At 64.8% G+C, this 17410-nt stretch carries 13 protein-coding genes and 2 pseudogenes; 7 read left to right on the forward strand and 8 right to left on the reverse strand.

All coding sequences use genetic code 11. The features are described 5' to 3' along the window. Window positions 1–27: 27 nt before the first annotated feature. Window positions 28–2436, forward strand: coding sequence for a phenylalanine--tRNA ligase subunit beta (pheT, locus tag ACIU1A_RS29915; RefSeq protein WP_404925965.1), 2409 nt, complete (start codon window positions 28–30; stop codon window positions 2434–2436). 48 nt (window positions 2437–2484) lie between these two features. Beyond that, window positions 2485–3087, forward strand: a complete 603-nt coding sequence (locus ACIU1A_RS29920) for a nucleotidyltransferase family protein (protein ID WP_140563503.1) — start codon at window positions 2485–2487, stop codon at window positions 3085–3087. A gap of 280 nt (window positions 3088–3367) precedes the next feature. Here ACIU1A_RS29920 and ACIU1A_RS29925 read toward each other — a convergent pair whose 3' ends face one another. Further along, window positions 3368–4363: an aldo/keto reductase gene (locus ACIU1A_RS29925; RefSeq protein ID WP_404925966.1), complete on the reverse strand. Its 996-nt coding sequence runs from the start codon at window positions 4361–4363 to the stop codon at window positions 3368–3370. 96 nt (window positions 4364–4459) lie between these two features. Between ACIU1A_RS29925 and ACIU1A_RS29930 the strand changes: the two genes are divergently transcribed. The 5 genes from ACIU1A_RS29930 (at window position 4460) to ACIU1A_RS29950 (ending at window position 9434) form a co-directional block, all read left to right on the forward strand. Continuing rightward, on the forward strand, window positions 4460–5350 hold the full coding sequence (locus ACIU1A_RS29930) for a LysR family transcriptional regulator (RefSeq protein WP_404925967.1): 891 nt from the start codon (window positions 4460–4462) through the stop codon (window positions 5348–5350). 59 nt (window positions 5351–5409) lie between these two features. Continuing rightward, window positions 5410–5982, forward strand: a complete 573-nt coding sequence (locus tag ACIU1A_RS29935) for a cytochrome b (protein WP_140899288.1) — start codon at window positions 5410–5412, stop codon at window positions 5980–5982. A gap of 67 nt (window positions 5983–6049) precedes the next feature. After that, window positions 6050–6625 carry a YceI family protein gene (locus ACIU1A_RS29940; protein WP_140491123.1) on the forward strand — a complete coding sequence of 192 codons (576 nt, stop codon included), beginning with the start codon at window positions 6050–6052 and terminating at the stop codon, window positions 6623–6625. Between the two features lie 103 nt (window positions 6626–6728). Then, window positions 6729–7715 carry a Gfo/Idh/MocA family protein gene (locus ACIU1A_RS29945; RefSeq protein ID WP_140561808.1) on the forward strand — a complete coding sequence of 329 codons (987 nt, stop codon included), beginning with the start codon at window positions 6729–6731 and terminating at the stop codon, window positions 7713–7715. Between the two features lie 60 nt (window positions 7716–7775). Further along, a complete protein-coding gene (locus tag ACIU1A_RS29950; RefSeq protein ID WP_404925968.1) occupies window positions 7776–9434 on the forward strand; it encodes an FAD-binding dehydrogenase in 1659 nt (552 codons plus the stop codon). Window positions 9435–9498: 64 nt separating this feature from the next. Here the strand turns inward: ACIU1A_RS29950 and ACIU1A_RS29955 are convergent, their stop codons facing one another. From ACIU1A_RS29955 to ACIU1A_RS29985, 7 genes and pseudogenes are all read right to left on the reverse strand, one after another. Next, window positions 9499–10437: an alpha/beta hydrolase gene (locus ACIU1A_RS29955; protein WP_404925969.1), complete on the reverse strand. Its 939-nt coding sequence runs from the start codon at window positions 10435–10437 to the stop codon at window positions 9499–9501. Between the two features lie 211 nt (window positions 10438–10648). Then, window positions 10649–11431 carry a carnitinyl-CoA dehydratase gene (locus tag ACIU1A_RS29960; protein WP_224704564.1) on the reverse strand — a complete coding sequence of 261 codons (783 nt, stop codon included), beginning with the start codon at window positions 11429–11431 and terminating at the stop codon, window positions 10649–10651. Further along, window positions 11424–13502: pseudogene (locus ACIU1A_RS29965) on the reverse strand (acetate--CoA ligase family protein). Before ACIU1A_RS29965 ends, ACIU1A_RS29960 begins: the two are co-directional and overlap by 8 nt. 3 nt (window positions 13503–13505) lie before the next feature. Further along, a complete protein-coding gene (locus ACIU1A_RS29970; RefSeq protein WP_404925970.1) occupies window positions 13506–14669 on the reverse strand; it encodes an acyl-CoA dehydrogenase family protein in 1164 nt (387 codons plus the stop codon). 4 nt (window positions 14670–14673) lie between these two features. Then, window positions 14674–15768, reverse strand: a complete 1095-nt coding sequence (locus ACIU1A_RS29975) for a carnitine 3-dehydrogenase (protein ID WP_140729604.1) — start codon at window positions 15766–15768, stop codon at window positions 14674–14676. A gap of 2 nt (window positions 15769–15770) precedes the next feature. After that, window positions 15771–16395, reverse strand: a pseudogene (locus ACIU1A_RS29980) (HD domain-containing protein). 80 nt (window positions 16396–16475) lie between these two features. After that, window positions 16476–17393 (reverse strand): 3-keto-5-aminohexanoate cleavage protein, encoded by a 918-nt coding sequence (locus ACIU1A_RS29985; protein WP_404925971.1) that lies wholly within the window; start codon window positions 17391–17393, stop codon window positions 16476–16478. Between the last annotated feature and the right edge of the window lie 17 nt (window positions 17394–17410).

Consider the following 17410-nt stretch of genomic DNA (forward strand, 5'->3'; position numbering starts at 1 on the left):
TGCTGCGATACGTTACGGAACAGCATCATGAAATTCACCCTCTCCTGGCTCAAGGACCATCTCGAGACCGACGCCTCGCTCGGCGAGATCGTCGAGCGGCTGACCTCGATCGGCCTCGAGGTCGAGCATGTCGAGGACAAGGCGAGCCTGAAGCCCTTCGTCATCGCCAGGGTGCTGACGGCGGTGCAGCATCCCGACGCCGACCGGCTGCGGGTGCTGACCGTCGACACCGGCGACGGCAAGCCGCCCGTGCAGGTCGTCTGTGGCGCACCCAATGCGCGGGCGGGCATGATCGGCGCCTTCGCCGCGCCCGGCACTTATGTGCCCGGCATCGACGTGACGCTGACGGTTGGCAAGATCAGGGGCGTCGAAAGCCACGGCATGATGTGTTCCGAGCGCGAGCTGGAACTTTCCGACGAGCACAACGGCATCATCGACCTGCCCGAAGATGCGCCGGTCGGCACCAGCTTCGCCGCTTACGCGCATCTCGACGATCCGGTCATCGAGATCAATCTGACGCCAAACCGGCCTGATGCCACCAGCGTCTACGGCATCGCCCGGGATCTCGCGGCGAGCGGTCTCGGCCGCCTCGTCGGCGGCGCGATCATGCCGCATGTCGGCAATGGAATGTGCCCCGTCAAGGTGACGATCGAAGCGCCGGAACTCTGCCCCGGCTTCGCGCTCAATCTGGTCAGCGGCGTCAAGAACGGCCCGTCCCCGAAATGGCTCCAGCAGCGGCTGATCGCCATTGGGCTGAGGCCCATCAGCGCGCTTGTCGATATCACCAACTACGTCACCTTCGATCGTGGCAGGCCGCTGCATGTCTTCGATGCCGGCAAGGTCGCCGGCAATCTTGTCGTGCGTCGCGCCAGGGATGGCGAAAAGGTACTGGCGCTCGACGGCCGCGAATACACGTTGACGCCGGAGATGTGCGTCATCGCCGATGACAATGGCGTGGAATCGATCGCCGGCATCATGGGCGGCGAGCGTTCCGGCTGCGACGAGAACACGACCGACGTGCTGATCGAATCCGCACTCTGGGACCCGATCACCACGGCCCGCACCGGGCGCGCGCTCGGCATCATCACCGATGCCCGCTATCGTTTCGAGCGCGGGGTCGACCCCGAATTCATGGTGCCGGGCGTTGAGCTTGCGACCCGGCTGGTGCTTGATTTCTGCGGCGGCACGCCGACGGAAATCGAGGTGGCCGGCTATGCCGGCCATCAGCCCAAGATCGTCTCCTTCCCGCTGTCGGAAGTGAAGCGGCTGACCGGCATAGAAGTGCCGACGGCGGAAAGCCTCGATATTCTCACGCGCCTCGGCTTCAAGCCTGAGGGTTCGGGCGATGTCGTCGAAATCGCCGTGCCGTCCTGGCGTCCCGATGTCGACGGCAAGGCCGACCTGGTCGAGGAGGTGATGCGCATCCACGGCGTCGACAACATCGCTTCGCAGCCGCTCGGCGCGCATGACGCGGTCAACGGCAAGATCCTGACGACGCTGCAGATCCGCACCCGCGCGGCCAAGCGGGCGCTGGCCGTGCGCGGCATGATGGAGGCAGTCACCTGGTCGTTCATCCCCGCCAGGCACGCCGAACTATTCGGCGGCGGGCAGGCTTCGCTCAAGCTCGCCAACCCGATCGCCGCCGACATGTCCGACATGCGGCCCTCGCTGCTGCCCGGCCTGATCGCAGCCGCCCAGCGCAATGCCGACAAGGGCATTGGCGACGTGGCGTTGTTCGAGGTCTCCGGCACCTATGAGGGCGACGGCGCCGACCAGCAACGGCGCGTCGCCGCCGGCGTGCGGCGCGGCACCGCCAAGCTCGACGGTTCCGGCCGCAACTGGGCTGGCAATTCCGGTCCGGTCGGCGTGTTCGACGCCAAGGCTGATGCCATCGCCGCACTCGAAGCCTGCGGCGCGCCGGTCGAGCGGCTGCAGATCGAGGCCGGCGGCCCGTCCTGGTACCATCCTGGTCGTTCCGGAACGATCAAGCTCGGACCGAAGACGGTGCTCGGCACGTTCGGTGAATTTCATCCAAAAACGCTGGAAGGGCTCGACGTCTCCGGCTCGCTCTGCGGCTTCGAAGTGTATGTCGATGCCGTGCCCGAGCCCAAGGCAAAGCCGACGAAAACCAAGCCCAGGCTGGATCTCTCCGCCTTCCAGGCGGTGAAGCGCGACTTCGCCTTCGTCGTCGACAAGGCGGTCGAGGCCGGCACGCTGGTACGCGCGGCGCTCGCCGCGGACAAGAAGCTGGTCACCGGCGTCTCGGTCTTTGATGTTTTCGAAGGTGCGGCGCTCGGCGAGGGCAAGAAGTCCATCGCCATCGAAGTGTCGATCCAGCCGGTCGAGAAGACGCTGACCGACGAGGATTTCGAGGCGTTGGCCAGGCGCATCGTCGAGAATGTCGGCAAGCAGACTGGAGGCGTGCTCAGGGCATAGCCTCTTTCCGGGATTGCGGGAGCACGGCGAATCGCCCTCCAAAGGGCGATGGACCATTTGCACTATTCCGGGCTCCCGTTCGAAGCACAACGCGCTGCGTTTCTCGACATCCTGCTGTCGGATGCGCTCGTGCGCCAGGCGCTGGTATGTGCCCGCACGCTCGATCTTCCGGACTGGCTGGTGGTCTCCGGCGTGCTCTATAACTCGGTCTGGAACCATCTGACGGGGAAGCCGTCGGGTTATGGCATCAAGGATGTCGACCTGTTTTATTTCGACGATAGCGACCTGTCCTACGAGGCCGAGGACGCCGTCATCCGCCGGGCGGCGAAGCATTTCCAGGGGCTGCCCCTGCCGGTCGAGGTGCGCAACCAAGCGCGGGTGCATTTGTGGTACCCGCAGAAGTTCGGGCGGCCCTGTCCGCGCTACACGAGTTCGAGCGAGTCGGTCCGGTTTTTTGCGTCGAAGACACATGCGGTCGGGGTGCGATACGACGCGGATTGTCAATTGGAACTGCTGGCGCCGTTCGGTCTCGACGACGTCTTCTCATTCCGCGTCACGCCGAACCGGGCGATGGACAATCAGCGGACGCATGAGGCGAAGGGCCAGCGGGCGCGGGATTACTGGCCGGAGATTACGGTCGTGCCATGGTAGGAAATGTCGGCGCGAGGCACCCCCCCTCTGTCCTGCTGGACATCTCCCCCGCAAGGGAGGAGATCGGCTCTGATTCGCTTTCGCGAATTACAGACGGCATAAGGTAGACGAGACAGCGAAGCTGCCAATCTCCCCCCCTTGCGGGGGAGATGTCCGGCAGGACAGAGGGGGTGCCTCGCGCGGACATCCGTGATCTTCTGTATCGCGCATCGCCACCCCACCCCTGTCTTCGCTTCGCTGCGACAGCGAGCCGACCTCCGCACAGGGGGAGGGTGAAAGCTCACCCATTCACCAGCGCCAGCAGCTCCTCTGTGTAGCGCTTGCCCATGACCTTATCAGGCGACAGTGCATCGCCGATGGTCTGTACCTCGGCGGCACTCAGCTCGATATCAGCCGCCGCCGTGTTCTGCTCGAGATGGCGGATCTTTCGGGCGCCCGGGATGGGGACAATGAAATCGTCCTGGTGCAGTACCCAGGCGAGCGCCAGCTGTGCCGAGGTCACTCCCTTTTCGGTCGCCAGTTTTTCCAGCGTGACCACGACTTTGGCATTGGCTTCCATGGCGTCGGCCTGAAAGCGCGGCAAGGTGCGGCGCCAGTCGTCGTCATCAAGCGTTTCGGGCTTGGCGATCGTGCCGGTCAAGAGGCCACGGCCGAGCGGGCTATAGGGAACGAAACCGATGCCGAGTTCGCGGCAGACGGCGAACACATCGTCTTCCGGGTCACGGCTCCACAGCGAATATTCGCTCTGGACGGCCGCGATCGGATGCACGGCATGCGCCCGGCGGATGGTGGCGGCACTCGCTTCCGAAAGGCCGAGCGCGCGCACCTTGCCCTCGCGGACCAGCTCGGCCATGGCGCCGACCGTGTCCTCGATCGGCACGTTCGGGTCGACGCGGTGCTGGTAATAGAGATCGATCACGTCGGTGCCCAGCCGCTTCAGTGACGCCTCTGCGACGGCCTTGACGTGTTTGGGGCGGCTGTCGACGCCCGCCATGCGATCGGTGCCGGTGCCTTCCTCCAGGATCTTGAAGCCGAACTTGGTTGCGATCGTCACCTGATCGCGCACCGGCTTCAGCGCCTTGCCGAGCAGGCTCTCGTTCTCGTAGGGCCCGTAGACCTCTGCCGTGTCGAAGAAATTGACGCCGATCTCGACGGCGCGGCGCAAGGTGGTGATCGCCTCGGCTTCCGGCTGGCCGCCATAGCCGAAGCTCATGCCCATGCAGCCGAGGCCGATCGGGAAAACTTCGAGTTCAGTACCGAGTTTGCGGGTTTTCATCACGCGTCTCCTTGTTGCGATGCCCAGGAAATAGCGCCTTGCCTTATGTTCGATAATCGTCTCATCTGTGCACGGGGCGTTCTAGTAAATAGATCAATGAACCGAGCACATCTTTCACAGCTTGCGGTGCTGGCAGCTGTTGCCCAATGCGGCAGCTTTCGCGGCGCGGCCAGGGAACTGGCGATCGCGCCGTCGGCGGTCAGCCATGCCGTGTCCAGCCTTGAGGCGCGGCTTGGCGTGCGGCTGTTGGCACGCAGCACCCGCAGCGTTGCCCCGACCGAAGAGGGCGCGCGGTTGCTGGAACGATTGCGGCCGGCGCTGTCGGAGATCGACCTGGCGCTGGAGGCGGCGGTCGAGGCGCGCGACCGGCCGGCCGGCAATCTGCGGCTGAGCGTGCCGCGCACGGCAGCCCATCTGGTGCTGACCCCGCGGCTCGGCGCCTTTGCCGCGGCTTACCCCGATATCGTGCTGGAGATCGTCATCGAGGACCGCTTCACCGACGTGGTGGAAGGCGGTTTCGATGCAGGCGTGCGGCTTGGCGAAAGCCTGCAACGCGACATGATCGCGGTGCGCATCGGGCCTGATATACGCGGCGCCGTGGTCGGCGCGCCCTCCTATTTCGACACCATGCCCAGGCCGCGCCATCCGCGTGACCTGTCCGACCATCGCTGCATCCGCTTCCGCTTCTCCAGCGGCATTCTCTACCGCTGGGAATTCGCCAGGGATGGCGAGGAGATCGAGATCGCTGCGCAAGGACCACTGATCCTCGACGAAGACCATCTAATCGCTCAGGCGGCGGTCGACGGGGCCGGGCTTGCCTTCGTCTTCGAGGATTATGTCCGCGAGCCGCTCCGCGATGGCCGGCTGGTTCGCGTGCTGGAGGATTGGTGTCCGTCCTTCGAGGGTTTCTTCGTCTACTATCCGAGTCGCCGCCAGATGCGGCCTGCGCTCAGGGCCTTCATCGATTTCTTCAGGGTGAGCGGATAGGCTGCCCTCTCCCTTGTGGGAGGGTGGAAGAAAGCCGACGCGGCATTCGTTCGCCTTCCATGCGAGCTTCGATCATAAATACCCCGACCCGCTACGGCTGGGCGGCAATCCTGCTTCATTGGCTGATCGGCCTGGTCTTCATCGGCCAGTTCGCACTCGGTTTCGCGATGGTCCGCATCAGCAGCCAGCGCACGGCTTTCGAGCTCATCCAGCTGCACAAATCGCTGGGCTTCCTGCTGCTCGGCCTGATCATCCTGCGCATCGCCTGGCGGCTCGGCAATGCCGCGCCGGCCTTGCCATCCTCGGTCGGATCCCTGGAGCGCCGGGCGGCGCCGCTCGCTCACCTGGCGCTCTATGCCTTCCAGATCGCTTTGCCTCTGTCCGGCTGGGCGCTGGTTTCGGTCTCGACGCTGGAAATTCCAAGCATGCCGTTCAACCTGTTCGTGATGCCCAACCTGCCGCTCGCGGAATCCAATGCCGCCGAAAGTTTCTGGGCGGCAGCGCACTGGTACCTCGCTTATGCCGGCGCAGCACTTGTGGCGCTGCATGTCACGGCGGCACTGCGCCATCATTTCCGACTGAGGGACAATGTGCTCACACGCATCGTCACGCCTTCCTCAGGCGGGGAATAGAACGGGCTTCGGCCTCGTTTGTAAGCGAGGCGCGAAGAGCGTTGCCTCCGAAGAAGGAAATAATCTCATGTATGCGCGACTCCTCGGATCGGCGGCCCTTGCCGCTTGCCTTGCCGTGCCTGTCTGGGCAGCAGTTGTCCTCGACGATGCCGCCGGCAGTTACACGATCAGCCAGGCTGACTCCTCGATCCGCTTCACCATCGGCAAGGCCGGCGGCGGCGGTTTCGATGGTGCGTTTGCCCACTTCAAGGGCACGATCCGCATCGACAATGACGACGTCAGCCGCTCGAAGGTCAACCTTACCATTTTTCCCGAAAGCGTCGGCACCGGCCAGGGCCGCATCGACGCTTTCCTGCGTTCAGACGCCGTGTTCGATGCGGCCAACAGCCCCGAAATCCAGTTCCGCTCGACCAGCGTGACCCGCACCGGCGATACGACGGCGCTTGTCACCGGCCGGCTGACGGCGCGCGGCAAGACGTTTGCGGAAAAGTTCACCGCCGAGCTCGATGGCCTGAAGTCCGGCACGATCGGGTTCCACGTCACCGGCAAGGTGCTGCGGTCGCGCTACGGAATGGATGTCGGCACGCCGATCTATTCCAACGTCGTCGGTTTCGACATGAGGCTGACGGGGAAGAGGGGTTGAGCCATCGCTCCCCGCTCCGTGGGGCGAGGAACTTGGCCCCCGCATTGGCTTTTGCCCCGATTTCAGGCAAACCTCCTCGCCTGTAATCGAGAGGAGAAGCCTGATGTTCCGATGGGGTGTGTTATCGACGGCCAAGATCGGTCGCGAGCAGCTTTTGCCTGCGATCGTGGAGGCGGAAAATGGCGTGCTGTCGGCAATCGCCAGCCGCGATCAGTCGAAGGCCCGTGCGCTGGCCGATCGCTTCGGCGCGCCGCATGCTTTCGGTTCCTATGAGGAGTTGCTCGCCTCGAACGAGGTCGACGGCGTCTATATCCCGCTGCCGACATCGCAGCATGTCGAATGGACGGCCAAGGCCATTCAGGCGGGAAAACATGTGCTGGTCGAAAAGCCGTTGGCGCTCGACGCCAAGGACATTCCGCCGCTAATCAAGCTGCGCGATGCCAGCAAGGTGTTGGTCTGCGAAGCCTTCATGGTCGTCTACCATCCGCAATGGATCAAGGTGCGCGACCTGATCGCCAGCGGCGTCATCGGCCGGCTGCGCCATGTGCAGGGCGCGTTCTCCTATTACAATGTCGATCCCAACAACATGCGCAACCAGCTCGACCTTGGCGGCGGCGCGCTGCCCGACATCGGCGTCTACCCGACCGTGTCGACGCGCTTTTCCACCGGCAAGGAGCCGCTGCGCGTGCAGGCGACGATCGAGCGCGACAAAAAATTCGGCACCGACATCTATTCCTCGATCCGCGCCGATTTCGGCGACTTCGAACTGTCCTTCTATCTCTCGACCCAGATGGCCGCGCGCCAGGTGATGGTGTTCCATGGCGAGAACGGGTTCATCGAGGTGTTTTCGCCGTTCAATGCCGGGCTCTACGATCACCACCGCGTCGAGCTGCACAATCAGAACCACACGGAGGCGCAGGTGTTCCGCTTTCCCGGCACGCAGCAGTACCGGCTCGAGGTCGAGACCTTCGCGCGGGCGGCCCAGGGCGGCAAGGAGCGCGTCTTCACGCTGGAGGAATCCGTGCTCAACCAAAAGGTCATCGATGCCATCTTCCGCGCCGGCGGCAAGGACGGCTGGGAGGCGGTCTGACCATCATTGATATAATTCCGGTTCGAGATTCATACGGTAGCCAGCTAACGGGAGGGGAAATTGGCTGACGACGCGGATGTCATCATCGTGGGCGCCGGCCTTGCCGGGCTGGTCGCCGCCGCCGAACTGGCCGAGGCCGGCAAGAAGATCGTCATCGTCGACCAGGAACCGGAGCAGTCGCTGGGCGGCCAGGCCTTCTGGTCGTTCGGCGGTCTGTTCCTCGTCGATTCGCCCGAGCAGCGGCGCATGCGCATCCGCGATTCGCACGAGCTGGCGCTCGAGGACTGGCTGGGCACCGCCGCTTTCGACCGGCCGGAGGATCACTGGCCGCGCAAATGGGCGGAGGCCTATGTCGGCTTCGCCGCCGGCGAGAAGCGCTCCTGGCTGCTGGAGCGCGGGATGAAATTCTTTCCCGTGGTCGGATGGGCCGAGCGCGGCGGCGGCAATGCGATTGGCCATGGCAATTCCGTGCCGCGCTTCCACATCACCTGGGGCACCGGTCCCGGGGTGCTCGAGCCCTTCGTGCTGCGCGTGCGCGAGGCCGAGAAGAAGGGACTGATCCGCTTCAAGTTCCGTCACCGCGTCAACGAATTGATCCGTACGGGCACGAGGATCGACGGGGTGCGCGGCGACATCCTGCAGCCAAGCACCGTCGAGCGCGGCCACAAGAGTTCGCGTGAGACATCAGGTGATTTCGAGCTTCATGCGCAGGCCGTGATCGTCGGCTCCGGCGGCATCGGCGGCAACCACCAGCTGGTTCGGGAAAACTGGCCGAAGCGTCTGGGCGCGGCGCCGAAGTGCATGATCACAGGCGTGCCCGACCATGTCGACGGCCGCATGCTGGCGATCACGGAACAGGCCGGCGGCAGCGTCATCAACCGCGACCGCATGTGGCACTATGTCGAGGGCATCAGGAACTGGGCGCCGATCTGGACCGATCATGCCATCCGCATCCTGCCCGGTCCGTCGTCGCTGTGGCTCGACGCCAGGGGCAAGCGCCTGCCGGTGCCGCTTTACCCCGGTTTCGACACGCTCGGCACGCTCAGCCACATCACGAGCACCGGGTTCGATTATTCCTGGTTCATCCTGACCAAAAAAATCATCCAGAAGGAGTTCGCGCTCTCGGGCTCCGAGCAGAACCCGGACCTGACCGGCAAGAGCTGGCGCCAGGTGCTCGGCCGCGCCACGTCGGGCATTCCGGGCCCGGTCAAGGCGTTCATGGAGAAGGGCGAGGATTTCATCATCGAGGCCGAACTGCCCGATCTGGTGGCGCGCATGAACAAGCTGGCCGGCGGCGAACCGCTGCTCGACGTCGCCCATGTCGAGCGCGAGATCCGCGCCCGCGACCGGCAACTCGACAATCCCTTCTCCAAGGACATGCAGGTCACCGCGCTGCGCGGAGCGCGGGCCTATCTCGGCGACCGGCTGATCCGCACGGCCAGGCCGCACAAGATGCTCGATCCCGCGAACGGCCCGCTGATCGCGGTTCGCCTCAACATCCTGACCCGCAAGACGCTGGGTGGCCTGCAGACCGATCTCGAAAGCCGCGTGCTGGGGAGCGATGGCGAGCCGGTTCAGGGCCTCTATGCGGTCGGCGAAGCCGCCGGTTTCGGCGGCGGCGGCGTGCATGGCTATGCGGCGCTCGAAGGCACGTTCCTGGGCGGCTGTATCTTCTCCGGCCGCAGCGCCGGCCGGGCGGCGGCTCGTTCGGTAGGGTGAGCGCCGAACGGCTCCGCACTCGCTGGGTTGATCATCTTCTGTCGATTGTCATGCGAGGAGGCCCTCACCAGATCCACTCGCTTTTGCCGAGCGCCGACACCGCTTCGATGATGCGGGTAAAGCTGGCGCGGGCGCGACCGACCGTGTGCCTCGCCCTGAGATAGCCGTGCACAAGCCCTTTCTCCTCGAACCAAGTTGCCCGCCCACCGTCCGCCACGACGCGGTCGCGATAGGCCCCGCCGTCCGACGACAGCGGATCGCACTCGGCGGTGATCAGCACGGTCGGCGGCAGGTTGGCGAAATCGCCGTCAGCCAGCGGCGACAGCGTGATGTCGCCGGTCTGGTCCACGCCGCCGGTGCGGATATGCTTGTAGAATTCGAGGTCGCGCGTGGTCAGCATCGGCGCTTCGGCATGTCTCACATAGGAACCGCGCGAACGATCGCCGCCGAGCCCGGGATAGATCAGCACCTGCCCGATCGGTTTCTTCGCATGGCCGCGCGTCGCATGGCTGACCGCGGCGCAGAGATTGCCGCCGGCGCTGTCGCCGCAGAGCAGGATGGGACGATCGCGGGTGGCTGCCGCCCACTCGAAGGCGTTCATCGCGTCGTCAAACGCGGCCGGATGCAGATGCTCCGGCGCCAGCCGGTAGTCGACCGAAACGACGTCATAACCGGTGCAGCTGCAAAGCTCGGCGCAGACGTCGTCATGGCTGTCCAGCCCGCCAAGGATGAAACCGCCGCCGTGGCAATAGAGCACCGCCGCCGCTGCCTGCGGGGCGCTTCTGTAGATGCGGATCGGGATATTGCACGCCGGCCCCCCAAAAGCGGTGGTCTCCGCTGTCACCCCCTCGGGATAGCCGGCAAAGAACTCCCGGCACATGCGGTTATAGATCTCGCGCTGCTCGGCAATCGTGTAGTCGATCGTAGCCGGCGGGTAATAGGAATTGGTCCGCTCGATGAAAGCCTGGGTCTCGGCATCGATGAGTTTGCTGTAGTCGGTCATGGCCGCGCCGACTGTGAACGGCGAGCCCAGGCACCCCCCTCTGTCCTGCCGGACATCTCCCCCGCAAGGGGGAGATTGGCAGTTCAATCGGTATCGCCCTTCTTGCAGCGTTGACGATTAGCGAAAGCGGAAATGACATCCAATCTCCCCCCTTGCGGGGGAGATGGCCGGCAGGCCAGAGGGGGTGCCTCGCGCTGTCATTTCCGCAGAGTCACTTCCCCTTCCAAACCGGGTCGCGCTTCTCCGCAAAAGCCCGGAACCCTTCCATATTGTCCTCGGAACCGTACAGCGCATCGACCGTCGGCAACTGCCGGCGCGTCACCCTGTTCATAGCGTCCTGGAAAGTCAGCGCTTCGGCCACCCGCGCGGTTTCCTTGATCGCGGCGAAGACAAGCGGCGGGCCGCTGGCGAGCAGGCGGGCGATCTCCCAGACGCGGTCCTCCAGCTTCTCCTTCGGCAGCACCTCGTTGACCAGGCCCCAGCGATGCGCCTCGGCAACGTCCATCCAGCGGCCAGTGAGCAAAAGGTCCATGGCGACATGATAGGGAATGCGCTTCGGCAGCTTGATGGTCGCGGCATCGGCAAGCGTGCCGGCGCGGATCTCGGGCAATGCGAAGGAGGAGTGATCGGAGGCGTAGATGAGATCGCAGGACAGCGCCAGCTCGAAGCCGCCCCCCACCGCCATGCCGTTTACGCAGGCGATGACAGGCTTGTTCAAGTCGCGCAGTTCCTGCAGCCCGGCAAAGCCGCCGACGCCATAGTCGCCGTCGACGGCGTCGCCGCCGGCGGCGGCCTTCAGGTCCCATCCGGCGCAGAAGAACTTGTCGCCGGCGGTCTTGACGATGGCGACGCGCAAGCCGGGGTCGTCGCGAAACGCCTTGAAGGTCTCGCCCATCAGCCGAGAGGTCTTCAGGTCGATGGCGTTGGCCTTGGGCCGATCGAGCGTGACCTCGAGGATCGAGCCTTCACGGCGGGTCGAAACGACGTCAGGCATTCTTGTTCCCTCCCAGCACCAAAAGCGCATCGGCGATCCAGGCGCCCTTGCCCTCGCTGCAGACGATCAGCGGATTGATGTCGAGTTCCTCGATCTCGCCGGCATTCGTCTGCACGAAGGCAGCAATGCCCGCGATGGCGTCGATGGCAGCTTGGACGTCGGCCTTCGGCCGACCGCGATAGCCTTCGAGCAGCGGGAACAGTTTGAGACCGCGAAGTGCTGCCTCGATGTCGTCGCGGGTCGCCGGCAGCATCAAGGTGACGCTGTCGCGCAGCAATTCGACCAGTACGCCGCCGGTGCCCAGCGTCATGACAGCGCCGAACATCGGATCGCGGGTGAAGCCGACGATCAGCTCGGCGACGCCGTCGCGCACCATGCGCTCGACATAAAGGCCGGTGCCGAGCGGCAAAGGTCGTGCGCGGCGGTGCTGACGGATTCGGCGTCCCTGAGGTTGAGCCTGACAGCGCCGACCTCGGATTTGTGGGTGACACCCAGGGCCTTCAGCGCCACCGGGAAGCCGAGCGCCATGGACGAGATCACCGCCTCGACGGCACTGTCGGCGCGCTCGCCCTTGGGCACCGGCAGCCCGGCCTTGATCAGCCGCGCCTTGGCTTGCGCCTCGTCAGGCGTGACATGCTCGCCGCCGGCAGCGCCGGAAGCGGAGGTGTCGACCGGCTGCGCCTGCGGCTCGCGCCAGGCCCAGCCGATGAAGGCGGCCGCCTGGGCGGCATCCATCGCTTCGGAAATGCCGAACAGCGGCACCATGCCCCGCGCCATCAGCTCGGCGGTGTATTCCTCGGGCAGGTTCTCGGGCAGCGACGAGACGATCGCGCCATGCGCCTTGTTGGTCTTGAGCGCCGATTCGAAGGCGCGCAGCGTCGCCCACCAGTCGGTCACCGAGCAGCGGTCCGGGCGCGGGAAGTCGAGCACCAGCATGTTGAGGTCGAAGCCGCCCGACACCATGGCGGTGAACGTGGCGGTCATCGCCGGCTCGTTGTTCCAGATGAAGGTGTGGTAGTCCAATGGATTGGCGACCGCGACCAGCGGCCCGAGCGTCGACTTGACGTGGGCACGGTGTTCTTCCGTCAGCACCGGGAAGTTGACCCAGCGGCCTTCGGCGCTGTCGGCCATGACCGAAGCCTCGCCGCCCGAACAGCTCATCGATGACAGGCTGTAGCCGGGCAGCGGACCGGTGACATGCAGCAGCTTCAGCGCCTCGATGAAGGCGGGGATGGAATCGACGCGCGCGATGCCGAGCCGTTTCAGGAAGGCCCCGGACGCTGCGTCCGAGCCGGCGAGCGACGCGGTGTGCGAGACGGTCGCTTGCCTGGCCTGTTCGGAGCGGCCGACCTTCATGGCGATGATCGGCTTTTTCAATTCCCTCGCCCGTGCCGCCAGCCGCTCGAAGCCGGCTACCGAATCGAAAGCCTCGATGTGCAGGCCGAGCGAGCTGACGCGCTCGTCCTCGATCAGGCCGAGCGCCATTTCGGAGAGGCCGGTCTGCGCCTGGTTGCCGGCGGTCATCAGGAAGGCGATCGGCAGGCCGCGCTTCTGCATCGTCATGTTGATGGCGATGTTGGACGACTGGGTAATGATGGCCACCCCTTTGCCGCCGTCGGCCAATCTTATGCCGCCATGCTGGTCGGGCCACAAAAAGCGCGCCGTCGGCATAGTTGATCAGGCCGTAGCAGTTCGGCCCGATGATCGGCATCTCGCCGGCGGCGGCGACGAGTTCGGCCTGCAGGCGCTCGCCATGCGCGTCATAGGCTTCGGTTTCGAGGAAACCGGCGGCAAAGCAGACGGCCCCGCCGGCGCCGCGTTCGGCCAAGGCCTTGATCACGTCGATGGTCAGGTGTCGGTTGACGCCGACAAAGGCAGCGTCCGGCGCGCCGGGCAGATCGGCGATCGAACGATAGGCCTTGCGGCCGGCGACCTCTTCCTTGCTCGGGTGCACCGGCCAGATCTCGCCGGCAAAGCCCATCTTGATCGACTGCGCCACGACCGCGGCGGCCTGCGCGCCGCCGAACACGGCGATCGATTTAGGGCGCAGAAGGCGTTCAAGTTTGTGCATGGATCAGGCCCCGAACGGGCGCAGCAGCGCCCGCGAAATGATGTGGCGCTGGATTTCCGACGTGCCTTCCCAGATGCGCTCGACCCGGGCGTCGCGCCAGATGCGCTCCAGCGGCAGGTCGTCCATCAGCCCCATGCCACCATGGATCTGGATCGCTTCGTCGGCGACGTAAGCCAGCATTTCTGTGGCCTTCAGCTTGGCCATGGCCATGTCCTGGTCGGTGACGGTGCCCTGATCGTACTTCCAGCCGGCTTCGAACACCATCAGGTCCGCGGCCTTGAGTTCGGTTGCCATGTCGGCGAGCTTGAACGACACGCCCTGGAACTTGCCGATCTGCTGGCCAAATTGCTGACGCTGCGCGGCGTACTCGACCGCATGGCCAAGCGCCCGCTCGGCACGGCCGAGGCAGGTGGCGCCGACCTGCAGGCGGGTGGCGCCGAGCCAGGAATTGGCGACGTCGAAACCCTTGTGGACTTCACCCAACACCTGGCTTGCCGGAAGGCGGCAATCGTCGAATTCGAGGATGGCGTTGGTGTAGCCGCGATGTGAGACGTTGCGGTAGCCGTCGCGCACCGTGAAGCCCTTGGTGCCCTTGTCGACGAAGAAGGCGGTGATCTTCTTGCGTTTGCCGCGCGGCGAATCCTCTTCGCCCGAGGCCATGAAGACGATGGCGAAGTCGGCAAGATCGGCGTGGCTGATGAAGTGCTTGGTGCCGTTCAGGACCCAGTCGCCGCCATCGTGAACGGCTGTCGCCTTCATTCCGCGCAGGTCCGAACCGGCGCCCGGTTCGGTCATCGCCAGGCAATCCCATTTCTCGCCGCGGATGCAGGGGAACAGGTATTTTTCGCGCTGCTCCGGCGTGCCGGCCAAAAGGATGTTGGAAGGGCGCGCGACGCAGGTCCAGTGCAGCGCGTAGTTGGCGCGGCCGAGTTCCTTCTCGTAGAGCAGCCAGGTCACCGTATCGAGCCCCGCGCCGCCGACATCGGCCGGCATGTTGGCGGCATAGAGACCGGCTTCGATCGCCTTGGCCTTCAGCTCCTCGATCAATTCGCGGCGCAGCACGCCGGTGCGCTCGACCTCGCGCTCATGCGGGTAAAGCTCATTCTCGACGAAGGCGCGCGTCGTCTCGACAATGAGCTTTTGTTCCTCCGACAGACCGAAATCCATGGTCTCAGCCTTTCTTCTTTTTCTTCGGTTTTTCGGCTTTCTTCACCGGCTTCGATGCCTTCGCCTTCTCGGCCGCCTTGGAGGCCGCCGGCTTTTTCGCCGCCAGCTTGGCCAACTGCTTCGTATAGTCCCTGTGCAGGGCGCCGGCTCCCCAGCCCTTGCCCTTGTTCTGCTTCGAGAGCGCATCCATGATGGCGACCAGATTGTCGTCGCGGATCTTTTCCAGTTCGCGGATCGACAGGCCATGCGCCTGGTCGTCCGACTGCGTGGCGATCAGGTCGACCAGCTCGTCGTTGAACTCCGGTACGTCCATCAGCTTGGTCCACGGCCATTTCAGGCAGGGGCCGAACTGCGCCATGAAGTGGCGCATGCCGGCTTCGCCGCCGGCGACGCGATAGACCTGGAACATGCCCATCTGTGCCCAGCGCAGGCCGAAGCCATAGCGCATGATGTCGTCCAGTTCCTCGACGGTGCAGATGCCGTCCTTGATCAGCCACAGCGCCTCGCGCCAGGCGGCTTCCAGCAGGCGGTCGCCGACGAAGGCCTCGATTTCCTTGCGGATGACGACAGGCTTCATGCCGATCGAGGCATAGATTTCCCGGGCAACCTCGATCGCCTCCGGAAAGGTCTGGTCGCCGCCGACGATCTCGACCAGCGGCAGGAGATAGACCGGGTTGAACGGGTGGCCGACGACCAGCCGCTCCGGATGCTTCTTCATCGCAATCTGCATGTCGGTCGGCTTGATGCCTGATGTGGACGAGCCGACGATGGCGTTGGCCGGCGCGTGAGTGTCGATCTCGGCCAGCACCTTGTGCTTGAGGTCGAGCCGTTCCGGCACGCTTTCCTGGATGAAATCGGCGTCGGCCACCGCGTCGGCAATGGTCTTGGCGAAGGTCAGCCTGCCTTCTTTCGGCAGGCCTCCGGGAACCATCTGCTTGTAGGCGCGGCGCGCACCCTTCATCACTTCCGAGACCTTGCGCGAGGCCTCGGGATCGGGATCGAAGATCGACACGTCGATGCCGTTGAGGAGCAGCCGCGCCACCCAGCCCGCACCGATGACACCGCCGCCGATGGCGGCCGCCTTGTTGATGATGCTCATTGTCAGGCTCCGGTTCTTTTGCTGGCTGTTTGTGGATCCGTCAGAGGTACGCGCTCGCCCGTACGGATCACCAATGGGTCGTAGGCCTTGCGGGCAAAGACTTCGAGCACGAAAGGCCGGAAGAACTCGATCGGCAGCGTCTCGTAGTCGGCGTCGAAGCTCGACTGGTCCCAGCGTTCGCAAAACTGGTCGCAATCCTCGAAATAGGCATGGCCGGCGAAGCGGTCGCGCGCGCGGCGATTGCCGCCGAGATGATGGGCGTAATAAAGGCGCTGGAAATCGCCGTGCTTTTCCACCACCCAGGTGCATTGCTCGCGCACGAAGGGCTTCAGGATCGACGCGGCATATTCGTCGTGATTGTAGGGCGCGTAGATGTCGCCGATATCGTGCAGCAGCGCGCAGGCGATCCAGTCGGTGTCTGCGCCGTCGCGCCAGGCCCGTGTCGCCGCTCTGCAGCGAATGGCCGAGCCGGGTGATCTTGTAGCCGGACAGGCCTTCGTCGAGCTGCACGAGCGCGTCGAGCAGCCGCTCGCCGGTCTTGGCTGCGTAGTCGATTTCATGGGCCGTCAGGAACTCGTAATCGTCCCTGTCGCCATCCTTCATCGCGGTGAATTTGACGGTAGCCATATCGACCCTCCCTGCGAATTAGTCTTCTTGTTTGAGCATGATCTTACCCGAAAACCGGGTCCCACTTTTCGGGATCATGCTCATGCCGCGATCGGCGGCCGCTTGGTGAGGTTGAGCTTCCTGCGCACTTCCTCCGGCCCCAGAATCCTGGCGCCGAGATTGGTGACGATGCTGGCGGCGCGTTCGACCAGCTGCGCGTTGGTGGCAAGCACGCCCTTGTCGAGCCAGAGATTATCCTCGAGCCCGACCCGGACATTGCCGCCCGCCAGCACCGCCGCCGCGGCATAAGCCATCTGGTTGCGGCCGATGGAAAAGGCCGACCAGTTCCAGGTCGACGGCACGTTGTTGACCATGGCCATGAAGGTATTGAGGTCGTCTGGCGCGCCCCACGGCACGCCCATGCAGAGTTGCACCAGCGCATCCGGCTTCAGCACTTTCTCCTCGACCAGTTGCTTGGCGAACCAGAGATGACCGGTATCGAAGGCCTCGATCTCCGGCTTGACGCCGAGCGCGGTCATCATGCCGCCCATGGCGCGCAGCATGCCGGGTGTGTTGGTCATGACATAGTCGGCCTCTGCGAAGTTCATTGTGCCGCAGTCCAACGTGCAGATCTCCGGCAGGCACTGGCGTACATGCTCCATGCGGTTGGTGGCGCCGCCCATGTCGGTGCCCTTCTCATTGAGCGGCAGCGGCGCTTCGGGCGAGCCGAACACCATGTCTCCACCCATGCCGGCGGTAAGGTTCAGCACCACGTCGACGTCTGCCTCGCGGATGCGCTCGGTCACCTCGCGGTAGAGATGAACGTCGCGCCTGGGCTTGCCGGTCTCGGGATCGCGCACATGGCAATGCACGATCGCCGCCCCCGCCTTGGCCGCGTCGATGGCCGAATCAGCGATCTCTTTGGGCGAGCGCGGCACATGCGGGCTGCGGTCCTGCGTGCCGCCGGACCCGGTCACGGCACAGGTAATGAAAACCTCACGGTTCATCGCAAGCGGCATGGAACTCTCCTCCCAGT

This window comes from Mesorhizobium maamorense (assembly GCF_044998965.1).
GTDB lineage: Bacteria > Pseudomonadota > Alphaproteobacteria > Rhizobiales > Rhizobiaceae > Mesorhizobium.

What these genes read in the sequence shown, in the direction of transcription:
- pheT (WP_404925965.1), top strand. Translation starts at nt 28, where the DNA reads ATGAAATTCACCCTCTCCTGGCTCAAGGACCATCTCGAGACCGACGCC.
- ACIU1A_RS29920 (WP_140563503.1), top strand. Translation starts at nt 2,485, where the DNA reads ATGGACCATTTGCACTATTCCGGGCTCCCGTTCGAAGCACAACGCGCT.
- ACIU1A_RS29925 (WP_404925966.1), bottom strand. Translation starts at nt 4,363, where the DNA reads ATGAAAACCCGCAAACTCGGTACTGAACTCGAAGTTTTCCCGATCGGC.
- ACIU1A_RS29930 (WP_404925967.1), top strand. Translation starts at nt 4,460, where the DNA reads ATGAACCGAGCACATCTTTCACAGCTTGCGGTGCTGGCAGCTGTTGCC.
- ACIU1A_RS29935 (WP_140899288.1), top strand. Translation starts at nt 5,410, where the DNA reads ATGCGAGCTTCGATCATAAATACCCCGACCCGCTACGGCTGGGCGGCA.
- ACIU1A_RS29940 (WP_140491123.1), top strand. Translation starts at nt 6,050, where the DNA reads ATGTATGCGCGACTCCTCGGATCGGCGGCCCTTGCCGCTTGCCTTGCC.
- ACIU1A_RS29945 (WP_140561808.1), top strand. Translation starts at nt 6,729, where the DNA reads ATGTTCCGATGGGGTGTGTTATCGACGGCCAAGATCGGTCGCGAGCAG.
- ACIU1A_RS29955 (WP_404925969.1), bottom strand. Translation starts at nt 10,437, where the DNA reads ATGACCGACTACAGCAAACTCATCGATGCCGAGACCCAGGCTTTCATC.
- ACIU1A_RS29960 (WP_224704564.1), bottom strand. Translation starts at nt 11,431, where the DNA reads ATGCCTGACGTCGTTTCGACCCGCCGTGAAGGCTCGATCCTCGAGGTC.
- ACIU1A_RS29970 (WP_404925970.1), bottom strand. Translation starts at nt 14,669, where the DNA reads ATGGATTTCGGTCTGTCGGAGGAACAAAAGCTCATTGTCGAGACGACG.
- ACIU1A_RS29975 (WP_140729604.1), bottom strand. Translation starts at nt 15,768, where the DNA reads ATGAGCATCATCAACAAGGCGGCCGCCATCGGCGGCGGTGTCATCGGT.
- ACIU1A_RS29985 (WP_404925971.1), bottom strand. Translation starts at nt 17,393, where the DNA reads ATGCCGCTTGCGATGAACCGTGAGGTTTTCATTACCTGTGCCGTGACC.